The sequence below is a fragment of the Pyxidicoccus trucidator genome, from assembly GCF_010894435.1.
Lineage (GTDB): Bacteria > Myxococcota > Myxococcia > Myxococcales > Myxococcaceae > Myxococcus > Myxococcus trucidator.
The window spans coordinates 219,217-240,529 of the sequence record NZ_JAAIXZ010000013.1 but is presented as its reverse complement, the minus strand read 5'-3'; the positions used below and the strand labels follow the sequence as shown (position 1 = coordinate 240,529).

11 protein-coding genes are annotated in these 21,313 nt (G+C 71.2%); 9 read left to right on the top strand and 2 right to left on the bottom strand.

Going from position 1 to position 21,313, the window contains the following annotated elements; translation table 11 throughout:
- The first annotated feature begins 165 nt into the window (after positions 1-165).
- From G4D85_RS32280 to G4D85_RS32265, 4 genes are all read left to right on the top strand, one after another.
- Positions 166-1,353: an efflux RND transporter periplasmic adaptor subunit gene (locus G4D85_RS32280; protein WP_240359616.1), complete on the top strand. Its 1,188-nt coding sequence runs from the start codon at positions 166-168 to the stop codon at positions 1,351-1,353.
- Positions 1,354-1,393: 40 nt separating this feature from the next.
- The gene (locus G4D85_RS32275; protein ID WP_164017900.1) at positions 1,394-4,585 is read left to right on the top strand and encodes an efflux RND transporter permease subunit; all 3,192 of its coding nucleotides are present in this window, start codon (positions 1,394-1,396) and stop codon (positions 4,583-4,585) included.
- A gap of 97 nt (positions 4,586-4,682) precedes the next feature.
- Positions 4,683-6,677 (top strand): 4-alpha-glucanotransferase, encoded by a 1,995-nt coding sequence (locus G4D85_RS32270; RefSeq protein WP_164017899.1) that lies wholly within the window; start codon positions 4,683-4,685, stop codon positions 6,675-6,677.
- A gap of 102 nt (positions 6,678-6,779) precedes the next feature.
- A complete protein-coding gene (locus tag G4D85_RS32265) occupies positions 6,780-7,193 on the top strand; it encodes a hypothetical protein (protein WP_164017898.1) in 414 nt (137 codons plus the stop codon).
- Between the two features lie 43 nt (positions 7,194-7,236).
- On the opposite strand, the gene G4D85_RS32260 is transcribed toward G4D85_RS32265, so the two are convergent.
- Entirely contained in the window at positions 7,237-8,055 is an 819-nt protein-coding gene (locus tag G4D85_RS32260) for an AMIN-like domain-containing (lipo)protein (protein ID WP_164017897.1), read from the bottom strand.
- Between the two features lie 164 nt (positions 8,056-8,219).
- Positions 8,220-9,227 (bottom strand): DUF1028 domain-containing protein, encoded by a 1,008-nt coding sequence (locus G4D85_RS32255; RefSeq protein WP_164017896.1) that lies wholly within the window; start codon positions 9,225-9,227, stop codon positions 8,220-8,222.
- Positions 9,228-9,653: 426 nt separating this feature from the next.
- Here G4D85_RS32255 and G4D85_RS32250 point away from each other — a divergent pair, with 426 nt between their 5' ends.
- The 5 genes from G4D85_RS32250 to G4D85_RS32230 all read left to right on the top strand — a co-directional run bounded on the left by G4D85_RS32250 (position 9,654) and on the right by G4D85_RS32230 (position 21,275).
- On the top strand, positions 9,654-10,955 hold the full coding sequence (locus tag G4D85_RS32250; protein WP_164017895.1) for a pyridoxal phosphate-dependent aminotransferase: 1,302 nt from the start codon (positions 9,654-9,656) through the stop codon (positions 10,953-10,955).
- A 213-nt stretch (positions 10,956-11,168) separates the two neighbouring features.
- Complete coding sequence (locus tag G4D85_RS32245) at positions 11,169-12,464, top strand: NTP/NDP exchange transporter (RefSeq protein ID WP_164017894.1); 1,296 nt, start codon at positions 11,169-11,171, stop codon at positions 12,462-12,464.
- A 57-nt stretch (positions 12,465-12,521) separates the two neighbouring features.
- A complete protein-coding gene (locus tag G4D85_RS32240; RefSeq protein WP_164017893.1) occupies positions 12,522-13,694 on the top strand; it encodes an SDR family oxidoreductase in 1,173 nt (390 codons plus the stop codon).
- A 261-nt stretch (positions 13,695-13,955) separates the two neighbouring features.
- Positions 13,956-15,521 (top strand): hypothetical protein, encoded by a 1,566-nt coding sequence (locus G4D85_RS32235; RefSeq protein WP_164017892.1) that lies wholly within the window; start codon positions 13,956-13,958, stop codon positions 15,519-15,521.
- A gap of 1,161 nt (positions 15,522-16,682) precedes the next feature.
- Positions 16,683-21,275, top strand: coding sequence for a DNA topoisomerase 3 (locus tag G4D85_RS32230; protein ID WP_240359615.1), 4,593 nt, complete (start codon positions 16,683-16,685; stop codon positions 21,273-21,275).
- Positions 21,276-21,313 lie beyond the last annotated feature (38 nt).

The following is a 21,313-nucleotide window of genomic DNA, read 5'->3' as shown; positions in this document are numbered from 1 at the left end:
GCGCTCGCCCGCCCGCCCGCTCCGCTTTCAGGCAATGGACACCCGGTGTCCCGTGGGTGTGGAAGGACACCTGGAGCGGCTACCGGAGGCAGGGGGGCGACACCATGGTTAGCCGGCTCGCCGGGGCCAGGTGCCGGCCGCCGGGCGGAGGACGGGAGACGCGCCGTGAGACGAGCCCAGGTAGGTGGAACGACGCTTGGCTGGAGGCCCGGGCTGCTGCTGGCGGTGGCCTGTGCCCTGGCGGGTTGCAGCAAGGGCTCGGGAGGCGCGGCGCCGACCGTGGAGCCGGTGGTGACGCTCGGGCAGGAGAATGTGGCCCGCGCCGAGCCACAGGAGCTGCGCTCCGGCCCCGGCATCTCCGGCACGCTCCAGGCGCGCAAGGCGGCGGCGGTCCGCGCCGAGGTCGGCGGCACCATCCTCGACATCAAGGCCGAGCAGGGCCAGACGGTGAAGCAGGGGCAGGAGCTGGCGCGCATCGAGGTCCTCAGCCAGATGGACCAGCTCCTCGCCGCGCGCTCGGCGGTGCGGGCGGCCAGCACCGCGCTCCAGGTGGCCCGGGCCGAGGAGGAGCGCAGCGCGAAGCTGGCGGAGGCCGGCGTCATCACCCGGCGGGACTTCGAGCGCATCCAGCTCTCCGTCTCCCAGGCGCAGGGGCAGCTCGCGGAGGCCCGCTCGAGGGTGGCGCTGGCGCAGGAGCAGGTGGGCCGCTCGCGCATCACCGCGCCCTTCGACGGCGTGGTGAGCGAGCGCCAGGCGAGCGCGGGCGATGTCGTGCAGCCCGGCACGCCCCTCTTCACGGTGGTGGATCCGCGCACGCTGCGGCTGGAGGCCTCGGTGCCGGCCGCGCGCCTGGAGCAGGTGAAGGTCGGCACGTCCGTGGAGTTCCAGGTCACCGGCTACGGTGAGCGCGCCTTCACCGGCAAGGTGGAGCGCATCAACCCCGTGGTGGACCCGGCCACCGGCCAGGTGCGCCTCTACGTGGCCATTCCCAACACGGACCTGCAGCTGCTGGCGGGCCTCTTCGCGGAGGGACGCGTGGCCTCGCAGTCGCGGCAGGCGCTCGCGGTGCCGGTGGATGCCGTCGACACCACGCGCGGCGAGACGTCCGTGCTGCGCGTCCAGTCCGAGCGCGTGCAGCGCGTGCCCGTGAAGCTCGGGCTGCGGGACGACGTCGCGGAGTGGGTGGAGGTCCGCTCCGGGCTGCAGGCGGGAGACGTGGTGCTGCTCGGCTCGGCGCGAGACGAGGTGGGCGAGGGCTCGCGCGTGAAGGTGGACGCGCCGTCCCCGGGCGCGAAGCCCGTGGAGGACGAAGGTCCGGGCGTGGGCGGCTCGGCAGCTCCACCCGCGCCCTGAATCCGCTCGCGTCCCATCGCTTCCCGCCGGGAGTCACCCCGTGTTCATTTCCGATTTCGCAATCAAACGCCCCATCGTCACCATCACCGCGATGATGGCCCTGGTCGTCTTCGGCCTCGTGGCCCTCTGGCAGCTGGAGACGGACGAGTTCCCCGACGTCCAGCAGCCCATCATCAACGTCACCATCGTCTACCCGGGTGCGTCACCGGACACGGTGGAGCGCGAAATCGTCGAGCCGATTGAAGACGCCATCTTCGCCATCAGCGGCGTGGACCCGAAGGAGACGACGTCCAGCGCCACCGATGGCCTGGCCACCTTCACGGTGTTCTTCGAGTTCGAGAAGGACATCCAGGAGGCGTCGCAGGACATCCGCGATGCCATCTCCAGCAAGCGGGCGGACCTGCCGCAGGAGATGGAGGAGCCCATCCTCACGCGGTTCGACCCGGCGGACCAGCCCATCGTCTCGCTGACGCTCACCTCGGAGCAGCTCGACGTGGCGGCGCTGTCCCGGGTGGCGGACCCGCTGGTGGTGGGCGAGCTGCGCTCGGTGCCCGGCGTGGCGCAGGCGGACGTGGTGGGCGACGTCGAGCGGGAGATGACGGTGCAGCTCAGTCCGAAAGCGCTCCAGGCCGCGGGCCTATCGCTGGCGGAAGTCGTGGGGGCCCTGGAGGCGCAGAACCTGGCGGCGCCGGTGGGCCGCATCAACGCGCCGCTGTCGGAGGCGTCCATCCGCCTCAAGGGCCGGCTGGGGGACGTGAAGGACTTCCAGGACATGGTGGTGGCCACGCGCAACGGGCAGGTCATCCGGCTGGGGCAGGTGGCGGACGTCTTCGTGGGCTCGGAGGAGCCGCGCACGCTCGCGCTCTATGACGGCGCGGAGGCGGTGGGCATCGACGTGCTGAAGACCAAGGGCTACAGCACCACCGAGGTGGCGGACGCGGTGCGCGCGCGGGTGGAGGCCCTGCAGAAGCGGCTGCCGGCGGGAGTGAAGCTGGCCATCGTCCGCGACGCGGGCGTGCGCGTGGAGGAGTCGGTGGAGAACGTGCAGTCGGCGCTGCTGGAGGGCGCGCTGCTCACGGTGCTGGTGGTGTTCATCTTCCTGAACTCGTGGCGCTCCACCGTCATCACCGGCCTGGCGCTGCCGGTGAGCGTGCTGGCGGCCTTCATCAGCGTCTGGGCGTTCGGCTTCACGCTCAACACCATGTCGCTGCTGGGCCTGACGCTGGCCATCGGCATCCTCATCGACGACGCGATTGTCGTGCGTGAGAACATCGTCCGCCACATCGAGATGGGGAAGGACCACTACACGGCGTCGCGCGAGGGCACCGCGGAAATCGGGCTCGCGGTGTCGGCGACCACCTTCTCCATCGTCGCGGTGTTCGTCCCGGTGGCCTTCATGTACGGCGTCGCCGGGCAGTGGTTCAAGCCCTTCGCCCTGACGATTGCGTGCGCGGTGCTGGTGTCGCTGTTCGTCTCCTTCTCGCTGGACCCGATGCTGAGCGCGTACTGGCCGGACCCGCAGGTGGAGCAGGGCGCGCGGCGCGGCTTCATCTCCCGGCAGTTGTCGCGCTTCAATACGTGGTTCGACCGGCAGGCGGACCGCTACAAGCGCGTCATCGCCTGGGCGCTGGACCACCGGCTGGCCATGGTGCTGGTGGCGGTGGGCTCGCTGGTGGGTGCGCTGGGGTTGCAGGCCACGGTGGGCGGCGCGGGCTTCGTGCCGGTGAGCGACCGCGGAGAGGTGGAGGTGCTGGTGGAGACGCCGCCGGGCTCCAGCCTGGACTACACGCGGCGCAAGGTGGAGGAGGTGGTCCGCCGCGCCCGCGCGCACCCGGAAGTCGCATACACGTACAGCACCATCGGCGTGCCGCTGCCGCTCAGCGCGCCGGGCGTGGACCAGGCGCTGGTGTACGTGCGGCTCAAGCCGAAGTCAGAGCGGGAGGTGAGCCAGGATGCGCTCGGCAAAATCTTCCGCGACGAGCTGAAGACGCTCGGCGGCGCGCGAATCTCCGTGTTCACCTCCGGCTTCGGCGGCGCCTTCAAGCAGATTCAGCTGGAGCTGCGGGGGCCGGACCAGAAGGTGCTGTCGCAGCTCGCGGAGCAGGTGCAGAAGGAGATGGAGGCGGTGCCGGGCGCGGTGGACGTGGGGCTGTCCACGCGCGGGCAGAAGCCGGAGCTGGAGGTGGAGCTGAACCGCGGGCTGGCGGGGCAGCTCGGGGTGACGGTGGGGCAGGTGGCCCAGGTGCTGCGGCCGGCCTTCGCGGGTCTGGACGTGGGGGACTGGGTGGACCCCATTGGAGAGACTCGGGACGTCATGATTCGGCTGGCGCCCGAGGCGCGTGACAATCCGAACGACCTGGAGCAGCTCCCCATCGCCGTGGCCAGAGCAGAGGAGGGCCCACCCCGGCTGGTGCCGCTGGGACAGGTGGCGGACATCCGGCAGACGCTGGGGCCGGCGCAGATTACGCACCTGGACCGCGAGCGCGTCATCAACATCCAGGCGAACACGCAGGGGCGCTCGCTGACGGAGGTGATGACGGACATCCAGGAGCGGGTGACGGCGGTGCCGCTGCCGGCTGGCTACACGCTGACGACGGGCGGTGAGTCCGCGGACCAGGCGGAGGTCTTCACGCGGGTGTTCATCGCGCTCGGGGTGGCGGTGCTGCTGATGTACCTCATCCTGGTCATCCAGTTCGGCTCGTTCCTGGACCCGCTGGCCATCCTCCTGTCGCTGCCGCTGTCGCTCATCGGCGTGGTGCTGGCGCTGCTGATTACGCGCGACACGCTCAACATCATGAGCCTCATCGGCGTCATCCTGCTGATGGGCATCGTCGCGAAGAACGCCATCCTCCTCATCGACTTCGCGAAGTGGTCGCACGAGAAGGGCATGCCGCTGCGCGAGGCGCTCATCGAAGCGGGACGCATCCGCCTGCGGCCCATCATCATGACGACGCTGGCGCTGGTGGCCGGCATGATTCCGGTGGCCATTGGCGCGGGCGAGGGCGGCGACTTCCGCGCGCCGCTGGGCCGCGCGGTGATTGGCGGAACGATTACGTCCACGTTGCTGACGCTGCTGGTGATTCCGACGGTGTACGAAATCCTCGTGGACGGGCGCACGTGGATGAGCCGCAAGCTGCGCAAGGTCTTCCACATGCGTCCCCCGGAGCAGCACGGCCCGCCCCACGGTGGCGGCGGCGAGCCCCGTCCGGTGCCCCAGGCCCGGCAGGACTGAGCCCGACGAGGCGCCGCCGTGGGTTGATGTTGAACGTCCGGCCCATCAGGACGGTTGGCGCCTTGCGCGGAGGCCCGTAGGGTCGGCGCTGCCCCCTATGGCTCAAGCGCCGCTGCCCGAAGACCATCACCGACTCGTGACCGAGGCCCTGGCCGCGCTCGACATCCACAACTGCGTGTTGAGCATCCACGACCCGAGCTTTCCCAGTCTCCCGGAGGAAGACACGGGCTGGGGCTCGCCGTACTCCGAGGGCGCCGCGAGCTACCTCGCCTTCGCGCGGGAGCTGGGCTTCAACGGCATCCAGCTCGGGCCGCAGGGACAGACCACGGAGTTCAACGCGTCGCCGTATGACGGCACGCTCTTCTCGCGCAACGTCCTCAACGTCGCGCTCGCGCCGCTGGAGGAGCCCGAGCCCTGGGGCGCACTCCTCCCGCGCGGGCGCGTGGCCGCCCTCGTCGCCAGTCGTCCGCGCGGCGTCAGCCCGGGTGAGCGCTATCGCCACGCGTTCCGCACACAGCTCGCCGCGCTGCACGAGGCGTGGGAGTCCTTCCGCCGCCAGCGCGGGGCGCCCGACGCCTCGCCGGCCATCCTCGGGCTGGCGGGGCGCTTCGCCACCTTCCGACAGCAGCACCACGCCTGGCTCCTCCGTGACGCCCTCTTCGACGTGCTGTGCGAGGAGAAGCACGAGCCGGACTGGAGGCGCTGGGGTGACTCGCTGGATGGGCGGCTGTGGAGCCCCCGCCAGGAAGAGGAAGCCGCGGCGGCCGCGCGTCTCGTGGAGCTGGAGTCCCGGTACACGGAGGCGCTGGAGCGCTACGCCTTCTTCCAATTCCTCGTGCACGCGCAGCACCAGGGCCTGCGTGAGCGCACGGTGGGGTGGCGGCTGAAGCTGTACGGCGACCTGCAGATTGGCTTCTCGCCGCGCGACACGTGGGCGTGGCAGGGGCTCTTCCTGCGCAGGTACCTCATGGGCGCGCCGCCCAGCCGCACCAACCCGGATGGCCAGCCCTGGAACTACCCCGTGTTGGACCCGGAGCAGTACTACGAGCCCGACGACGCGGGCGTGGCGGCCGGGCAGCGGACCGGTCCGGTGCTGCGCTTCATGAACGCGCGCATGGACAAGATGCTCGGCGAGTACGACGGGCTGCGCCTGGACCATCCGCACGGGCTGGTGTGTCCCTGGGTGTACCGCGCGGACCTGCCGGACGCGCTGTGGGCCGTGCAGCACGGGGGGCGTCTGTTCTCCTCACCTGACCTGCCGGACCACCCGGACCTGGCGCGCTACGCCCTGGTGCACCCGGCGCAGCTGGACCGCACGGTGCCGCGCCATGCCGACGGAGAGGTGAAGTACCTCACCCCCGAGCAGGTGCGCCGCTACAGCGTCCTCTTCGACACCGTGGTGGGCGCGGCGCGGCGCAACGGGAGAGACCTCGGCGACCTGCTGGGCGAGGTGCTCAGCACGCTGCCGTATCCCCTGGAGCGCGTGCTGGCGCAGTACGGGCTGGGGCGCTTCCGCGTGACGCAGAAGGCGGACCTGAACAACCCGGCGGACGTGTACCGCAGTGAGAACGTGGCGCCCGAGGACTGGGTGATGGTGGGCAACCACGACACGAAGTCGCTGTGGCGCCTGGTGGCGGAGTGGCAGTGGCGAGGCACGCTGAAGGCACAGGCGGACTACCTCGCGTGGCGCCTGTGTCCGGAGGAAGCCGAGCGGGAGGACTTCGCGCGGAAGCTGTCAGCGGACCCGGGACTGCTCGCACAGGCGAAGCTGGCGGACCTGTTCGCCAGCCGTGCACGCAACGTCATGGTGTTCTTCACGGACCTGCTGGGAATGACGGAGACGTACAACACGCCGGGCACGGTGGACGAGCGGAACTGGTCCCTGCGCGTGCCGTCCGACTGGGCGCGCGAGTACCGCGAGCGGCTCCGAGGGGATGCGGCGCTGAATGTCCCCGCCGCGCTGGCCATGGCCCTGCGTGCGAGAGGCACGGAGACGCGCCAGCGGCACCGCGCCCTGCTCGCGGGTCTGGACCGACTCGCGGACGCGCTGCGCACGCCTGTGCAAGGAGTGCCCTGCGGGAACGGGCGCTGACGGTTTCAGCGCCTCAGCCCTGCTTCGGGCGCCCCCTGGCGGCCCCGCGACACAATTCGGTATTCTCCGGCGTGTTGTTCCAGTTCCGGGCGGGGGGCCCTCATGACGAATCGACGTGAATGGGTGTTTGGAACGCATCGGGCGCACTTCGAGGAGCCCGATGTCTTGTTCGTCGACTTCAGTGGACCCACGGTCCTGGAAGATGCGAAGCGGCTGCTCTCCATCGTGCAGGAGGTGGCGGCGGACCAGGGGCCCGTGTTCGTCATCCTGGACATCGATGGTTCCACCATCGACAAGCCGGCTCGGGAAGCCTTCAGTCAGCTGGCCAACCCGGAGTGGTTGCGGGGCGTCGTCTATGTCGGAACGAATCGCCTGCAGATGGCGAGCGCCAAGGCCGTCGCGTTCGGTCTCTACCTCACGGGAAAGCTGAAGGGAGACGTCGAGTTCGTCTCGAGCGGGCAGACCGCGCGCGAGCTCATCGAGCGCAAGCGCGTGAAGGCTCAGGTGGCGCGCTGAGCCCGGGCGCGGTCCACGGCGGACCGCGCCAGTTCCACGAGCCTCAGTGCTGCACGTCCACCACGAGGCGGGTGGGCCCGTGCAGCTCCATGACGCGGTACTTGTTGGGGCTCTTGTTGCCGAGCACCCACGTCACCTCGCCCTCGAAGTCACAGATACGCTCCAGCTCCAGGATGATGGGCAGGCGGGGCTTGATTTCACGCTCGGCGACGGTGGCCTGGCCCTGGTCGTTGTGTCCCCGCGCGGGAGTGAAGCGCACCTGGAGCCAGCCCTGGCCAGCCACGGGCGTCGGGTCTCCCGAGCCGCACTGGATGATGGGCTTGTCCACGTACTCCAGCGCGTAGCCGGGGAGCTGCTGGCCCTCGAACTCGAACACCACGCGGTCGAAGTCCGCGTGCTGGCCCGCGCGCACCGAGCGCAGCGTCACGGACGCGCCAGGGCGCCGCTTCAGCTCCACCTTGCTCGCGGTCCACTCGCGGTTCTTCGGGTCCTCGGCGGGCAGATCCGCCGCATTCGCCGGAGCCGGAGCAGGCGTGGGAGCCGGAGCCGCCGCGGCCGTGTCGTTCCCCGCCGTAGGCGCCGTCTCGGCGGCCTCCTGCTGCGTCTCACCCGGAAGGGCCTCCGGCTGCCGAGCCGCGCCCCCGTCACCAGGAATCACGACATGGACGGGTGGCCTGGCGGCGGCCTCGCCCTCGCGGGGGAGGGTGCCCGGGGGCGGACCCGAGGGCTGCGCGGGAGCGTCCTCGGCGGCGGGCAGCTCCGCGGCGGGATGCGTCGGCCCCTCTTCCTTCTTCGAGCACCCGGTGACTCCGATGCACCCCACGAGCAACAGCGACGTCAGCCTGCGTCCAGACTGCTTCATCGTCCCTCTCCTGGCGGCCCGCTCGGTCCGGGCCTGTGGCCTCCCTCTCTCACGAGCGGCGCCCGGGTGCCAGCGTCACCGCATGGAAGCGAGCCCTCAGGAGACAGCGGGCCCCGCGCCCACACGGGGACGCAGGGCCCGAGCAGCCTTCGCGCAGGTGCGCCTCACTGCGCCGGCGGCGTCGCGCGGACGAGCGCGCCGAGGTCGGCGTCACGCAGGAAGTTGACGAGCACGCCATCAATCTTCCGGACGCCGTTCACCACCACGGTGGGCTTGTCGAAGAAGATGTTGTTCCAGTTGAAGTCGGCCAGGGCCTTCTCGGCGCTCGGGGACCACGAGGCGTCCATGGGCCCCTTGTAGTAGCCGAGCTTGCGCAGCGCGAGCTTCACCACCAGGGTGTTGACCAGGTTCATCGGAACGAGGTCGGCCGGGTTCGGCACGGCGATGGTGGCCTGGTAGCGGTTCAGCGTCACCTCCATGTCCCGCAGCGCCTTCGTGCTGGCATACGCGGTGCCCTCGGCGAGCACCTGCGTGTAGAGGGCGGAGTCGTCGGTGCCGTTCCACACGCGGATGACGCCGGAGCGGTCCCCATTGTTGTCCTGGCCCACGCGCGCGCCGGCCTTGAGCGACGCGAGCAGCCGCTGCGGCAGGCTGCCCCGGGCCTGCTCGAAGCCCTGGGCCATGGCGCGGCACATGTCGGCGGTGGTCTGGTTGTTGGCCTGCACCACGTAGGTGGTGCCCCGCACGTCGCAGGTCTCCAGGCTGTTCTGCGCGCCGGTGCGCTGGCCCAGCGTCACGCTGCCGTCGTCATTCAGCTTCACGGCGGCGAGCTGGCGGTAGGCGGCCCACGGGTCCGCGGCCAGCACGGCATCGATGGCGGCCTGCGGCGCCTCGCCCGAGTCGATGCGAGCCATGACCGCGTGCGCATCATCCACCGACGGCACCGACATGGAGGCCACCGCCAGACCCGGGCGCCCGTAGGGCACGAGCCCGGTGACGCCGCTGGGGAAGGTGATGACGCCCATGCCGCACGACTTCTCCACCGGGTCGCACGCGAGGATGGCACGCGTGCCGAACAGGCGCGTGTTGATGGGGCGGTCCGCCGCGGACGCCGTGGACGAGGCCAGCAGCAGGGACGACAGGACCAGCAGGCCGCGCTTCAGGAGCTTCATGTTCTGACCTCGGGACAAGGGGCTCCCGTCCAGCGCGCGAGGTCCTCGCGGCCGTGGGGCTCCCAGGTGGTGTGGGATTCAGGGGGGACGCTTGGAGTTCGTCCCCGCGGCTATCGGGGCGAAAAACGACGTGCGCCCTGGCGCATATCGGGGAGTCGGGACGCCTCGGGAATACGGGCAGAACCACTGCCGGGAATTACACACGGGGGCGCGGCCCCGACCTTCTCAGAGAGGGCCCGGCGTCCTGGCTGCCCTGTGCGCCACGGGGCCGGCGGGGAGGCGACTTCCGGAAAATTGAAGCAGCGGCACTTCCGCGTGGGGATGCAAATGCATGACACACGGGGCGCCGTGCGGCGGGTATGGTCCGCGCCCGGCCGCAGTCCGCGTGGCCCCCTTCAACGCGAACGAACCGGAGAGCAACACCTCATGGCAATCGACCTCACCTCCCTTCCCCGCCCCTCACGGGACGACGCCACCGTGGGCACCATGGCGAGGGGCCTCGTCGGCAGCGAAATCCTCAAAATCGCCGCGCAAATCCGGGAGCTCGTCGCCAAGGGCCAGAAGGTGTGCAACCTCACGGTGGGCGACTTCGCCCCGAAGGAGTTCCCCATCCCCGACGGGCTGCGGCAGAACATTGCCACCGCGCTCCAGGCCGGGGAGACGAACTACCCACCGTCCGACGGTGTGCTCGACTTGCGCCAGGCGGTGCAGCGCTTCTACGAGCGCGCGCTCGGGCTGAAGTACCCGCTGGAGGGCATCGTCATCGCAGGCGGCGCCCGGCCCATCATCTACGGCACCTACCGCGCCGTGCTGGATGAAGGGGAGACGGTCGTCTACCCGGTGCCCTCGTGGAACAACAACCACTACGCGTACATCATGGGCGCGAAGAGCGTGGTGGTGACGACGGACCCGGCGCACGGGTTCATGCCCACCGTGGAGCAACTTGCCCCGCACCTGGGCAGCGCGCGGCTGCTATGTCTATGCAGCCCGCTCAACCCCACCGGCACCATGATTTCGCCGGACGTGCTGGCCACCATCTGCGAGCGCGTCGTCGCCGAGAATCGCGACCGTGAGAAGCGCGGCCAGAAGCCGCTCATCCTCATGTACGACCAGATTTACTGGGTGCTGAGCTTCGGCGCGGTGAAGCACGTGACGCCGGTGGAAATGGTGCCCGAGGTGGCCCCGTACACCGTCTTCGTGGACGGCATCTCCAAGGCCTTCGCCGCCACGGGCGTGCGCGTGGGCTGGGGCGTGGGCCCGCCGTCCATCATCGCCCGCATGCGCGACGTGCTGGGCCACGTGGGCGCGTGGGCGCCCAAGGCCGAGCAGGTGGCGGTGGCCCGCTACCTCGACGACACGCAGGCCACCGAGTCCTTCCTCACGGTGATGCGCCAGCGCGTGGACGAGCGGCTGGAGGCGCTGCACCGCGGCTTCACGCGGATGCGCGAGGCAGGGCTGCCGGTGCAGCACATCGCTCCGCAGGGCGCCATCTACCTCTCCGTGCGCTTCGACCTGGTGGGCAAGGGCGGGCTCAAGACGAATGACGACATCCGCAAGCTCCTGCTGGAGAAGGCGAGCTTCGCGGTGGTGCCCTTCCAGGCCTTCGGCCTCGCCGAGGACACCGGCTGGTTCCGCCTGTCCGTGGGCGCCACCTCGGTGAAGGAAATCGAGGAGGCCCTGCCCCGCGTGGAGGCCGCCCTCCGCGAGGCGCTCGCCGCCGGCAAGTAGACGTGTCCATGCCCCGGGTCCATGCGTCGGGACTCGGGGTGCGGTTGGCGCGGCGCTGGGGCGGGGACGTGGAGTCCCCTCCTTGTAAACGGGCCTCGCGATTCCAGGTCGCACGCCACGCGGCGCATCGTGACCTGGGCCTGGCCGGCACGTTCTCCCGACGAGCAATCCGGGAATACACTGTCTGAATCTGGGTTGGACGCGCGCGTGCTCATGTTCAAGCGATTCGTGGATGTCCGGGACGAGGAGGTGAAGGCGGTCCTCTGGTCCTTCTTCTACTTCTTCACGCTCATGTGCGGTTACGCCATCCTCCGGCCCATCCGCACGGAGCTGGGCACGGCTGGCAGCGTGAAGGACCTGCCCGAGCTCTACACCGCGACGTTCCTGGTGATGCTGGCCGTGGTGCCGGCCTTCTCCGCCATGGTGGCGCGCTGGCCTCGGCGCATCGTCATCCCGCGCGTCTACCGCTTCTTCCTGCTGTGCCTGGTGGCGCTGTTCACGCTGCTGAAGCTCGGCGTGGCGCCGGTGATGGTGTCGCGCGTCTTCTTCGTGTGGCTGAGCGTCTACAACCTCTTCGTCGTCTCCATCTTCTGGAGCTTCATGTCGGACGTCTTCGCCAGCGGCCAGGGCAAGCGTCTGTTCGGCTTCATCGCGGCGGGAGGCACCACGGGCATGCTCGTGGGGCCCTTCCTGGTGGGCCGCCTGGCGGAGCCCCTGGGCCCGGTGAACCTCATCCTCATCTCCATCGTCCTGCTGGAGGTGAGCACGCAGTGCGTGCGCAGGCTGGGCGGCTGGGCCCATGACGTCCAGCACCAGCCGCCCGCCGCGGAAGGGCCCGTGGGCGGAGGGGTGCTCGCCGGGCTGCGGCTCATCGCGACGTCGCCCTTCCTGCTGGCGCTCGGGCTTCAGGTCTTCCTCTACGCGGCCACCTCCACGTTCATCAACTTCCAGGAGGTCCGTCTCGTCGCCGAGGTGGGCAAGGACGCCGCCTCGCGCACCGCCCTCTACGGGAACATCGACTTCTACGTGCAGCTCGCGACGCTGGGGCTGCAGACGCTCGTCACGGGGCGCTTCATCTCCAGGCTGGGGCTGGGGGCGGCGATGGCGGTGGCGCCCGTCGTCACGGCGCTGGGCTTCCTGGGGCTGGCCGCGCTGCCGCTGCTGGGGGTGCTCATCGCCTTCAAGGCGGTGCGAGGTGCCAGCCACTACGCGCTGGAGCGGCCGTCGCGCGAAATCCTCTTCACCACGGTGGACCGCGAGGCCCGCTACAAGTCCAAGAGCTTCATCGACACGGTGGTGTATCGCGGCAGCGACACGCTGAGCGGGTGGCTCCAGGAGGGGCTCAAGAGCCTCGGCATGGGGATGACGGGCCTGTCGCTGGTGGCGGTGCCGCTGGCCGGGCTGTGGCTCGCGGTGTCGCTGTACCTCGCCAGCCACCAGCGGCGGCGCACGCCGGGCGCTCCGGAAACGCAGGCGCCCGCCGTCCCGGAGAATGTCCCGGTCCGCTGAGGCGGCCCGGTGCTAGGCAGTCCTTCGAAAGAGCAGGGCAACAGGAGGAAACACGGCATGAAGCTGTCCCGCAGAGGAGTGATTCAGGGAGCGGCCGCGGTGGGCTCGCTCTGGGCGATGGGCTGTGCCACGACGGGCAAGACGGCGGAGGGCGGCACCGACGCCTCCGCCCAGGGGCAGGGCGCGAAGGCGAGCGCGCCGAAGAGCATCCTCATCCTGGGCGGCACGAAGTTCCTGGGCCCGGCGCTGGTGGAGTTCGCGCGCTCGCGCGGCCACACCGTGACGCTCTTCAACCGCGGCAAGACGAACCCGGGCCTCTTCCCGGACGTGGAGAAGCTGGAGGGCGACCGGGACCCGAACAAGGGCGAGGGCCTGAAGGCGCTGCAGGGCCGCAAGTGGGACGCGGTGGTGGACACCTCCGGCTATGTGCCTCGCATCGTGAAGGCCTCGGCGGAGCTGCTGGCCCCGAACGTGGGGCACTACGTCTTCGTCTCCTCCATCTCCGTCTACAAGGACCTGTCGCAGTACGGCATCGACGAGAGCTCGCCGGTGGCCACGGTGGAGGACGAGACGACGGAGAAGGTGGCGGAGAACTACGGCGCGCTGAAGGCGCTGTGCGAGAAGGCGGCGGAGACGGCCATGCCCGGCCGCGTCCTCAACGTGCGCCCGGGCCTCATCGTCGGCCCGGATGACCCGACGGACCGCTTCAGCTACTGGCCGGTGCGCGTGTCGCGCGGGGGCGAGGTGCTGTCCCCGGGAGACGGGCAGGACCCCGTGCAGTTCATCGACGCGCGAGACCTGGCCGCGTGGATCATCCTCAACGTCGAGCGCAACACCGCGGGCGTCTTCAACGCCACGGGGCCCACGCAGCCGCTGCTGATGAAGGAGCTGCTGGACACGTGCAAGACGGCCACGGGCAGCGACGCGAGCTTCACGTGGGTGGACGCGGCCTTCCTGGAGAAGCAGAAGGTGGCGCCGTGGCAGGACATGCCCGTGTGGATTCCGCGCTCGAGCGAGGAGAAGGGCCTGGGGCGGGTGAGCATCGCCAAGGCGCTGGCCACGGGGCTCACGTTCCGGCCGACGGCGGACACCGTTCGCGACACCGTGGCCTGGTTCAAGACGCAGCCCCCCGAGCGTCAGGCGAAGCTGGGCGCGGGAGTCACGGCCGAGCGGGAGAAGGAAGTGCTCGCCGCGTGGCACCAGGAGAAGGGCACCGCCAAGGCGGGGTGACGTCGCCCAGGCGCAACGGGCGGTGACGGAGAGGCCCGGGACATTCCGGGCCTCCCGTCAGCACCGCGCCCTGGCGGCGTTCTGGGCGATGGCGTCCACGATTGCCTGCATGGAAACTTTCCAGGCCACCGGTCCGGCTCGCGGCTGAGCTGACGGTCCACTCCACCAGTCCTTGCACCCGGGCGAGCACGTTGGCAGGACGAGGGGCGCGGCCAGGCTCGCCTTCCGAGGGAAGCCCCGGTCCGCCACGAGGGAGCGACGATGATGCCCGACCTGAACAGCCCCGCCTTCCTGCTCCGAGCACGCGGCGTTGCCGTGTTGCTGTCCCTGCTGCTGACCGCGTGCGGTGGCAAGGACGTGAAGCCCGACCCCGATGACGAGCTGCCCGACGCGGGCACCACGGACGCGGGCTCGGGTGACACGGATGCCGGCACCGATGACCCGGATGCCGGCACTGTCGTCCCCGGAGAATGTGCCCCGCTGCGGCTCGAGCGCGACGTGCAGGTCGACGGCTTCCGCACGGACCGCTACGCCTGGAGCGACAGTGCCTGCCATCCCCGCTCGGCCGCGCTGGTGCGCAATGACGCCGCGGACCCCGCGGGATGGAATGGCGGCTACCTGCGCCGCTACACCTACGAAGTCGGCGGCGCGGAGCGCGTCTGCGACGGTGCGCACTCGCAGGTTCCCGGCTGGGGCATGGTGGTGTGTCACCTCCACGAGGGCGCCAGCTGGGGCAACTGGACGCAGGGCGTGCGAGGCACCTGGCGCACCGTCTTCGCGGGGCGCCACCACGCGCTGCACGAGTACCGCTGGCCGCTCCCGCTCGACGGCCGCGTCGTCAACGTGACGGTGCACTACCTCTTCGCCACCGGCAGGAGCCACCCGCTCTACGCGATTACGCATGACGCCTCGGGCTTCCCCGCCAACGTCATCCAGGCCGACGTGCGCTCGCCCTATGGAGACCTGCTCTTCGACGGCAACGCCAACGCCGAAATCGCCGGCCTGGGCTGGGGCGACCGCAACCGTTTCGTCACGCTCTCCTCGCCGGTGACGATGAACTCCGGCTGGGACTACAGCGCGCCCAACGTCGTCCCCTACATCCGGATGTGGACGGCGGCGCCGAACGCGGAGATGGGCGTGGTGCAGACGCAGACGTGGGAGCAGAAGCCCGCGGGCGGCTACTGGTTCTACCCGAGCCGGGGCGCACGCGACGCGGACGGCCCCATGCCCCAGGACTGGAACTGGACGTACCAGCTCAACCAGTACGAGCTGCCCACCACCACCCGCTCGCACCGCCTCGCCTGGGGCAGCAACTTCGGCGCGCTGGGGCTACAGCAGTACCCGCGCTACGGCGACGACGGCAACCTCTCCGGCCACCCGTACCAGAGCTACTCGGTGTTCATGGTGCTGGGCACCCACGCGGAGGACCCGGTGCTGAAGGTGACGTCGGAGGTGGAGGCCGCGCAGGGCGTGCGGCTGTCCGCCACCGAGGGCACCGTGCTCACCCGGGGGCCCGGGGGCGTGGGGCGCGCCGACGCCGTGACGTACGACGTGCCCGGCTACAACCCCGTGTACTCCACGTGGGAGGCCCAGGCCGCCGCCAACCGCGCCACGCTCCGCTTCGAGGCGGGCGCCCGCACCGTCACGCACCCGGTGGTGGTGCTGCGCGGCTACACCGCGTCCACGCCTCCCGCCCGCGTCACCCTGGACGGCCAGCCCCTCACGGCCGACGTGGACTACTTCGCCTCCGTGGACGCCGCCGGGGACGTCCTGTGGCTCACCGTCCACCGCGCCCTCACCGGCACTGTGACGCTGCACGTGGAGTGACGCCCGACGCCCCTGGCGCCATGGGCCCCGAAGCTGGGGCCGGCGCCGCGGGCCTCGGAGCGGGGCCCGGCCCTGAACCCCCGGCGTCGAGCCCGCAAAAGCAACGGGGGATGCCCCGATGGACTCGGAGCACCCCCCGGATATGACCCATGCTCGGGTTGCTCTCCCCCTCTGACGAGCGTGACCCCGGGTCCCCCTTCCACAGACGCCACCGCCCCCGCGGCAACGTCCTCCTACCCGCCCCTGAGTGTCCGGAGGGCCTTGGACCCCTCCAGCGAACTTTCATTCAAGACGTGCACCCCCCGGTGCGCGCTTACGGCTCCACCCGGTGCGTGTCCGGTACCCCAAGTACCGACACCCGGCTGCGCCGTGATTCCCCCTTCACCCGTCCGGCTTCACCCCAGGGCACCGCGGGCCGCGAGAGCGCCCGCAGTCGCGCCAGTGTCTGGGCCCTGCCGAACGTCCGCGGGCGCATGGAAGCCACCCGCGTCACATCCTCCAACACTTCACGAAGTGGCTCGGTTGCGGTCGACTTCGTCAGGGCGCCGAGCTGCGTCCGCTTCGCCCCCGCGAAGACAGCCAGCTCCGGTACCGCGACTCCCCCCGTCCCCCCCTCGACCGCCCTCCGCCACTCCCCCCAGGACTGACGCCCTGGCTTACAAAATGTGGCCCCTTCGTCCCCGCGCGACACCCTGTCGGGCCTCGTGTTTCCCCCCGGAACCCCTCGGCCCGACTCATGCGCGACGTGCGACATATGCTTCCCCCTTCGCACTCTCGGTGACGCCTGCTCTCCCCCCGTCAACAGCCGCTGTTGGCGACTGGCGACAAGGGCATACTGGCTCAGGTGCTGGAGGGAGTTTTCCTCTGCCGCGCCAAATGCTTGCGCGAAGGCGCCAGTGTGCGCGAAGGCGTCAAGCCAGGGCGTGCGGGCCCGGTTCTCTGCGCGTGAATGAAGACCTGGAAGGTTGGTGGCGGGCGCGAGGCGGGCGGGTGTGTGGAAGCGCGCGGCATCCCTCGGCCGGCCGTGGACCGGGCAGGCTTCACGGGTAGGGACAGGCGGGGCTCGGCCATGTCAGCCTGACGCGGTAGGGGAATGGGTTTCGCGGCGCCAGGGGCTCTACCCGGGGCGTCGGTGGAGCGGGCGGGAGGGGACAGGGCTTCATGAGGTGGGAAGAGATGGGCGAGTCGCCCCGTGACGACAGGCTCGGGAGCACGGACGGCCGCGCCGGCGGGCGGGGGTCCGTCCTGGCGGTGCTGGCGGAGAAGCCCTCCGTGGCGAGAGACCTCGCCCGGGTGCTGGGGGCCAACGAGCGCGGGGACGGCTTCCTCAAGGGCAACGGCTATGTGGTGACGTGGGCCATCGGCCACCTGGTGGGGCTGGCCCAGCCGCACGAGATTCGCCCGGACTGGAAGAAGTGGAGCCGCGCGCTGCTGCCCATGCTGCCGGCGGAGTGGCCGCTCGTCGTCTCGAAGGAGACGCACACCCAGTTCGGGGTGGTGAAGCGCATCCTCAACCTGCCCGAGGTCTCCACCGTGGTGTGCGCCACGGACGCGGGCCGCGAGGGCGAGCTCATCTTCCGCTACATCTACGAGGCCGCCGGGTGCCGCAAGCCGGTGCGCCGGCTGTGGGTGTCCTCGCTGACGGAGCGCGCCATCCGCGACGGCTTCCAGAAGCTGGCGGACGGGCGCGAGTACGAGCCGCTGGCCGCCGCCGCCATGGGGCGCAGCCGGGCGGACTGGCTGGTGGGGATGAACCTGTCGCGCCTGTACACGCTGGCGCACGGGGGCCACGGGGAGATGCTGAGCGTGGGCCGGGTGCAGACGCCCACGCTGGCCATGGTGGTGGAGCGCGAATTGGCCATCCGCGACTTCGTCCCCCGGGACTACCTGGAGGTGGTCGCCACCTTCGTGCCCCGCTCCAAGGCCGTGCCCGTGGGGGCCCGGTACCAGGGCACCTGGTTCCGCTCGGGGCCGGACGGCAGGCCCGTGGTGCCACCCGGCGAGGCCCCGCGCGAGGCCCGGCGCCTGGACGCGAACGGGGTGGAGGCCCAGGCCATCATCGACCGCGTGCGCCGGGGGAGCGCGGCCATTGAATCCCTGGAGGCGGAGGAGAAGAAGATGCCGCCTCCGCTCCTCTACGACTTGACGGAGCTGCAGCGGCACGCCAACCGGCTCTACGGCTTCAGCGCGCAGCGCACGCTGGAGGTGGCGCAGGCGCTCTACGAGAAGCACAAGCTGTTGAGCTACCCGCGCACCGCCAGCCGGCACCTGTCGCGCACGGTGGCGGACACGCTGCCGGAGGTGGTGAACGCCATCCGCGCGCCCTTCGAGGAGGACCTCGCGCCGGGCACGGGCGCGCGGCCGCTCGGCAAGCGCTACGTGGACGACGCGAAGGTGACGGACCACCACGCCATCATCCCCACACCCACGTCGCCGGAGGGCGCGCGCCTGTCTCCGGACGAGCAGCGCATCTACGACCTGGTGTGCCGGCGGGTGCTCCAGGCGTGGCACGAGGACCACGTCTGGCGCGTCACCACGGTGATTACGGCGGTGACGTCCGGGGACGCGGCGGCGCGGGTGGTGGACCGCTTCCAGAGCACCGGCACGCAGGTGGAGCGGGTGGGCTGGAAGGTGCTGGACATCGGTGGCGGGCAGAAGGCACCGCGCCCGAAGGCGGAGGGCAAGAAGGGCGAGGACGAGGAGCGCGAGCCGGACGACGAGCCGCAGTCGCTGCCCTCCGGGCTGGAGCGCGGGCAGCCGCAGACGGTGGAGGACGCGGAGGCGGTGAAGAAGCGCACGCGCCCGCCGCCGCGCTTCACGGACGCGACGCTGCTGACCGCCATGGAGACGGCGGGCAGGGCGCTCGATGAGAAAGAGCTGGCGGACGCGATGCGCGAGACGGGCCTGGGCACGCCGGCCACTCGCGCGGCCATCATCGAGGTGCTGCTGGACCGCGAGTACCTGCGCCGCAAGGGCAAGGTGATGGAGGCCACGGAGAAGGGCATCCACCTCATCCAGGTGGTGCACCCGGACGTGAAGACGCCGGCCATGACGGGGCAGTGGGAGGCGTGGCTCCAGCGGATTGAGCGCGGCGAGGGCCGGCTGGACGAGTTCCTCCGGGGCATCGAGAAGTACGTCATTGAAGTGGTGGGCCATGGGCCCACGAGTCCGGCCGCCGCGCCCGCATATGGGGCGCAACCGGCGTTCCAGGCTGCTGCTTCCTTCAACTCCTCCGCCTCCGGTGGACCGGGCGCCATGGGAGGGCAGGGGGGGCCCCGTCGCGTCGCCTCCAGCGCGTTCTCCGACGCCGCGGTGGTGATGTCGCCGGGCCCCGCCGCGCCCTCGCGGAGCCCTGCTCCCGAGTCCACCTCGTGGAACGCGGGCCCGGTGGGGAGGCCGTCCTCGCGGGGCACGGGACGCAGCGGTGCCACCGCCGCGCAGCCGGGCCAGCGGCCGGCGCGGGTGCCTCGCGCGCCCACGCCGCCGGACCAGCTCCGCCCGCTGCTCAAGGCGTCCTTCGGCTTCTCCGACTTCCGGCCGTACCAGGAGGCTGTCTGCCGCGCGGCCACGGCGGGCGAGGATTTGCTGCTCGTCATGCCCACGGGCGCGGGCAAGTCGCTCTGCTACCAGCTCCCGGGCCTGGCGCGCGCGGGCACCACGCTGGTGGTCAGCCCGCTCATCGCGCTCATGGAGGACCAGGTGGCGCGGCTCCAGTCGCTGGGCTTCGCGGCGGACCGCATCCACTCCGGGCGCGACAGGGCCACCTCGCGGCAGGTGTGCGCGGACTACCTGGAAGGCGGGCTCGACTTCCTCTTCATCGCCCCCGAGCGGCTCGGCGTGCCCGGCTTCGTGGAGTTCCTCGCGCGCCGCACCCCCGCGCTCATCGCCATCGACGAGGCGCACTGCATCTCCCAGTGGGGCCATGACTTCCGTCCGGACTACCGGCTGCTCGGCGCGCGGCTGCCGCTGCTCCGTCCCGCGCCCGTGGTGGCCCTCACCGCCACCGCCACGCCGGACGTGCAGCGCGACATCGTCCAGCAGCTCGGGCTGCACGGGGCCGGCGGCAAGGCGCGCACCTTCATCCACGGGTTCCGCCGCACCAACATCGCCATTGAAGTGCGCGAGCTGAATCCCGGCGCCCGTGGCGACGCCATCCTCAGCCTCCTCCAGGACGAGGAGAACCGTCCCGCCATCGTCTACGCGGCCACGCGCAAGCACGCCGAGCAGCTCGCGGACATGCTCGCGGGCGAGTTCCCCTCCGCCGCGTACCACGCGGGCCTCCAGCCGGCGGAGCGCGACAGGGTGCAGGCCGAGTTCCTCCGGGGCTCGCTGGAGGTCATCGTGGCCACCACCGCGTTCGGCATGGGCATCGACAAGGCGGACGTGCGCACTGTCATCCACGCCGCGCTGCCGTCCAGCCTGGAGGGCTACTACCAGGAGCTGGGCCGCGCGGGCCGCGACGGCAAGCCCTCGCGCGCGGTGCTGCTGCACTCGTACATCGACCGGCGCACGCACGAGTTCTTCCACCGCCGCGACTACCCGGAGCCCCACGTCCTGGAGCGGCTGTTCCAGGCCACGGGCACGCAGCTGGAGCCGAAGGTGGTGCTCCAGGGGCGCGTGCGCGGGGACCCGGAGGTGTTCGACAAGGCGCTGGAGCAGCTCTGGATTCACGGCGGCGTGGTGATGACGCCGGAGGAGACGGTGGCGCGCGGGCGGCCGGGCTGGGCGGTCGCGTACGGCGCGCAGCGCGAGCGCAAGCTGCTGCACCTGGAGCAGATGGGACGCTACGCGGAGGCCCACGGCTGCCGCATGAAGCAGCTGGTGGCTCACTTCGGAGACGTGCAGGACTCCGGCGAGGCGTGCGGCCTGTGCGATGTCTGCTCCCCCGAGTCCTGCGCCACGCTGCGCTTCGTCGAGCCCACCTCCGCGGAGCGGCACTGGCTGGAGCGCATCCTCGAGTCGCTGCACGAGCGGGACGGGCAGGCCATGGGCCGGCTCCACCGCGAGCTGTTCGGCGAGGCGCTCCCGCGCCGCGACTTCGAGCGGCTGGCGGGCGGGCTCGTCCGCGCGGGGCTGGCGCGGCTGGACGTGGACTCGTTCGACAAGGACGGCCAGGTCATCAACTTCCAGCGCCTGTCCCTGACGGACGAGGGCCGGCGCACGCGCGCGGTGGACCCCCGCCAGGTGTTCCTCCCGCTGGCGCTGGAGAAGGCGACGAAGAAGAAGCGGCAGAAGGGCAAGGCGGCGGCCACCGCGGCGAAGCGTCCCTCGCGCAAGCGCGCCTCCCGCCCGAAGGGGGACGCGGACGCGGGCCGGTACAGCCGGGGCGCGGAGTTGGAGGCGAGGGAAGAGGCCCGGCCCCAGCACTGGCGCGCGAATGCCCCGGCGGCGGCGGGCGGCCGCTCCTCCTGGAATGCGTCCCGCGACGAGCATGCGTCCCGGAGCGGGCGCGCGGACATCGACCATGACGACGCGCCCGCCCCCACCTCGCGCGGCCGGCGCGCGGTGTCAGGTGACGCGGAGGGGGCGGAGGCGCCCCCGGCGCTGGTGGAGTCCCTCAAGGCGTGGCGGCTCGCGGAGGCGCGCAAGCGCAAGGTGCCCGCCTTCCGCATCCTCACGGACCGCGTGCTGGGCGCCATCGCCGTGGCCCGGCCGGAGAACGGCAGGGAGCTCATGGCCATCCACGGCGTGGGCCCCGCGCTCACCGAGCGCTACGGCACGGAGATTCTCTCCCTCGTCTCGCGGCGACGCTGAGGCCTGGCGTCACCAGCCTTCCCGTGTCGCGCTTCCGA

Coding starts and splice junctions, on each gene's coding strand:
- G4D85_RS32245 (WP_164017894.1), top strand. CDS start 11,169: ATGTTCAAGCGATTCGTGGATGTCCGGGACGAGGAGGTGAAGGCGGTC.
- G4D85_RS32235 (WP_164017892.1), top strand. CDS start 13,956: ATGATGCCCGACCTGAACAGCCCCGCCTTCCTGCTCCGAGCACGCGGC.
- G4D85_RS32270 (WP_164017899.1), top strand. CDS start 4,683: ATGGCTCAAGCGCCGCTGCCCGAAGACCATCACCGACTCGTGACCGAG.
- G4D85_RS32240 (WP_164017893.1), top strand. CDS start 12,522: ATGAAGCTGTCCCGCAGAGGAGTGATTCAGGGAGCGGCCGCGGTGGGC.
- G4D85_RS32230 (WP_240359615.1), top strand. CDS start 16,683: ATGAGGTGGGAAGAGATGGGCGAGTCGCCCCGTGACGACAGGCTCGGG.
- G4D85_RS32250 (WP_164017895.1), top strand. CDS start 9,654: ATGGCAATCGACCTCACCTCCCTTCCCCGCCCCTCACGGGACGACGCC.
- G4D85_RS32260 (WP_164017897.1), bottom strand. CDS start 8,055: ATGAAGCAGTCTGGACGCAGGCTGACGTCGCTGTTGCTCGTGGGGTGC.
- G4D85_RS32265 (WP_164017898.1), top strand. CDS start 6,780: ATGACGAATCGACGTGAATGGGTGTTTGGAACGCATCGGGCGCACTTC.
- G4D85_RS32255 (WP_164017896.1), bottom strand. CDS start 9,227: ATGAAGCTCCTGAAGCGCGGCCTGCTGGTCCTGTCGTCCCTGCTGCTG.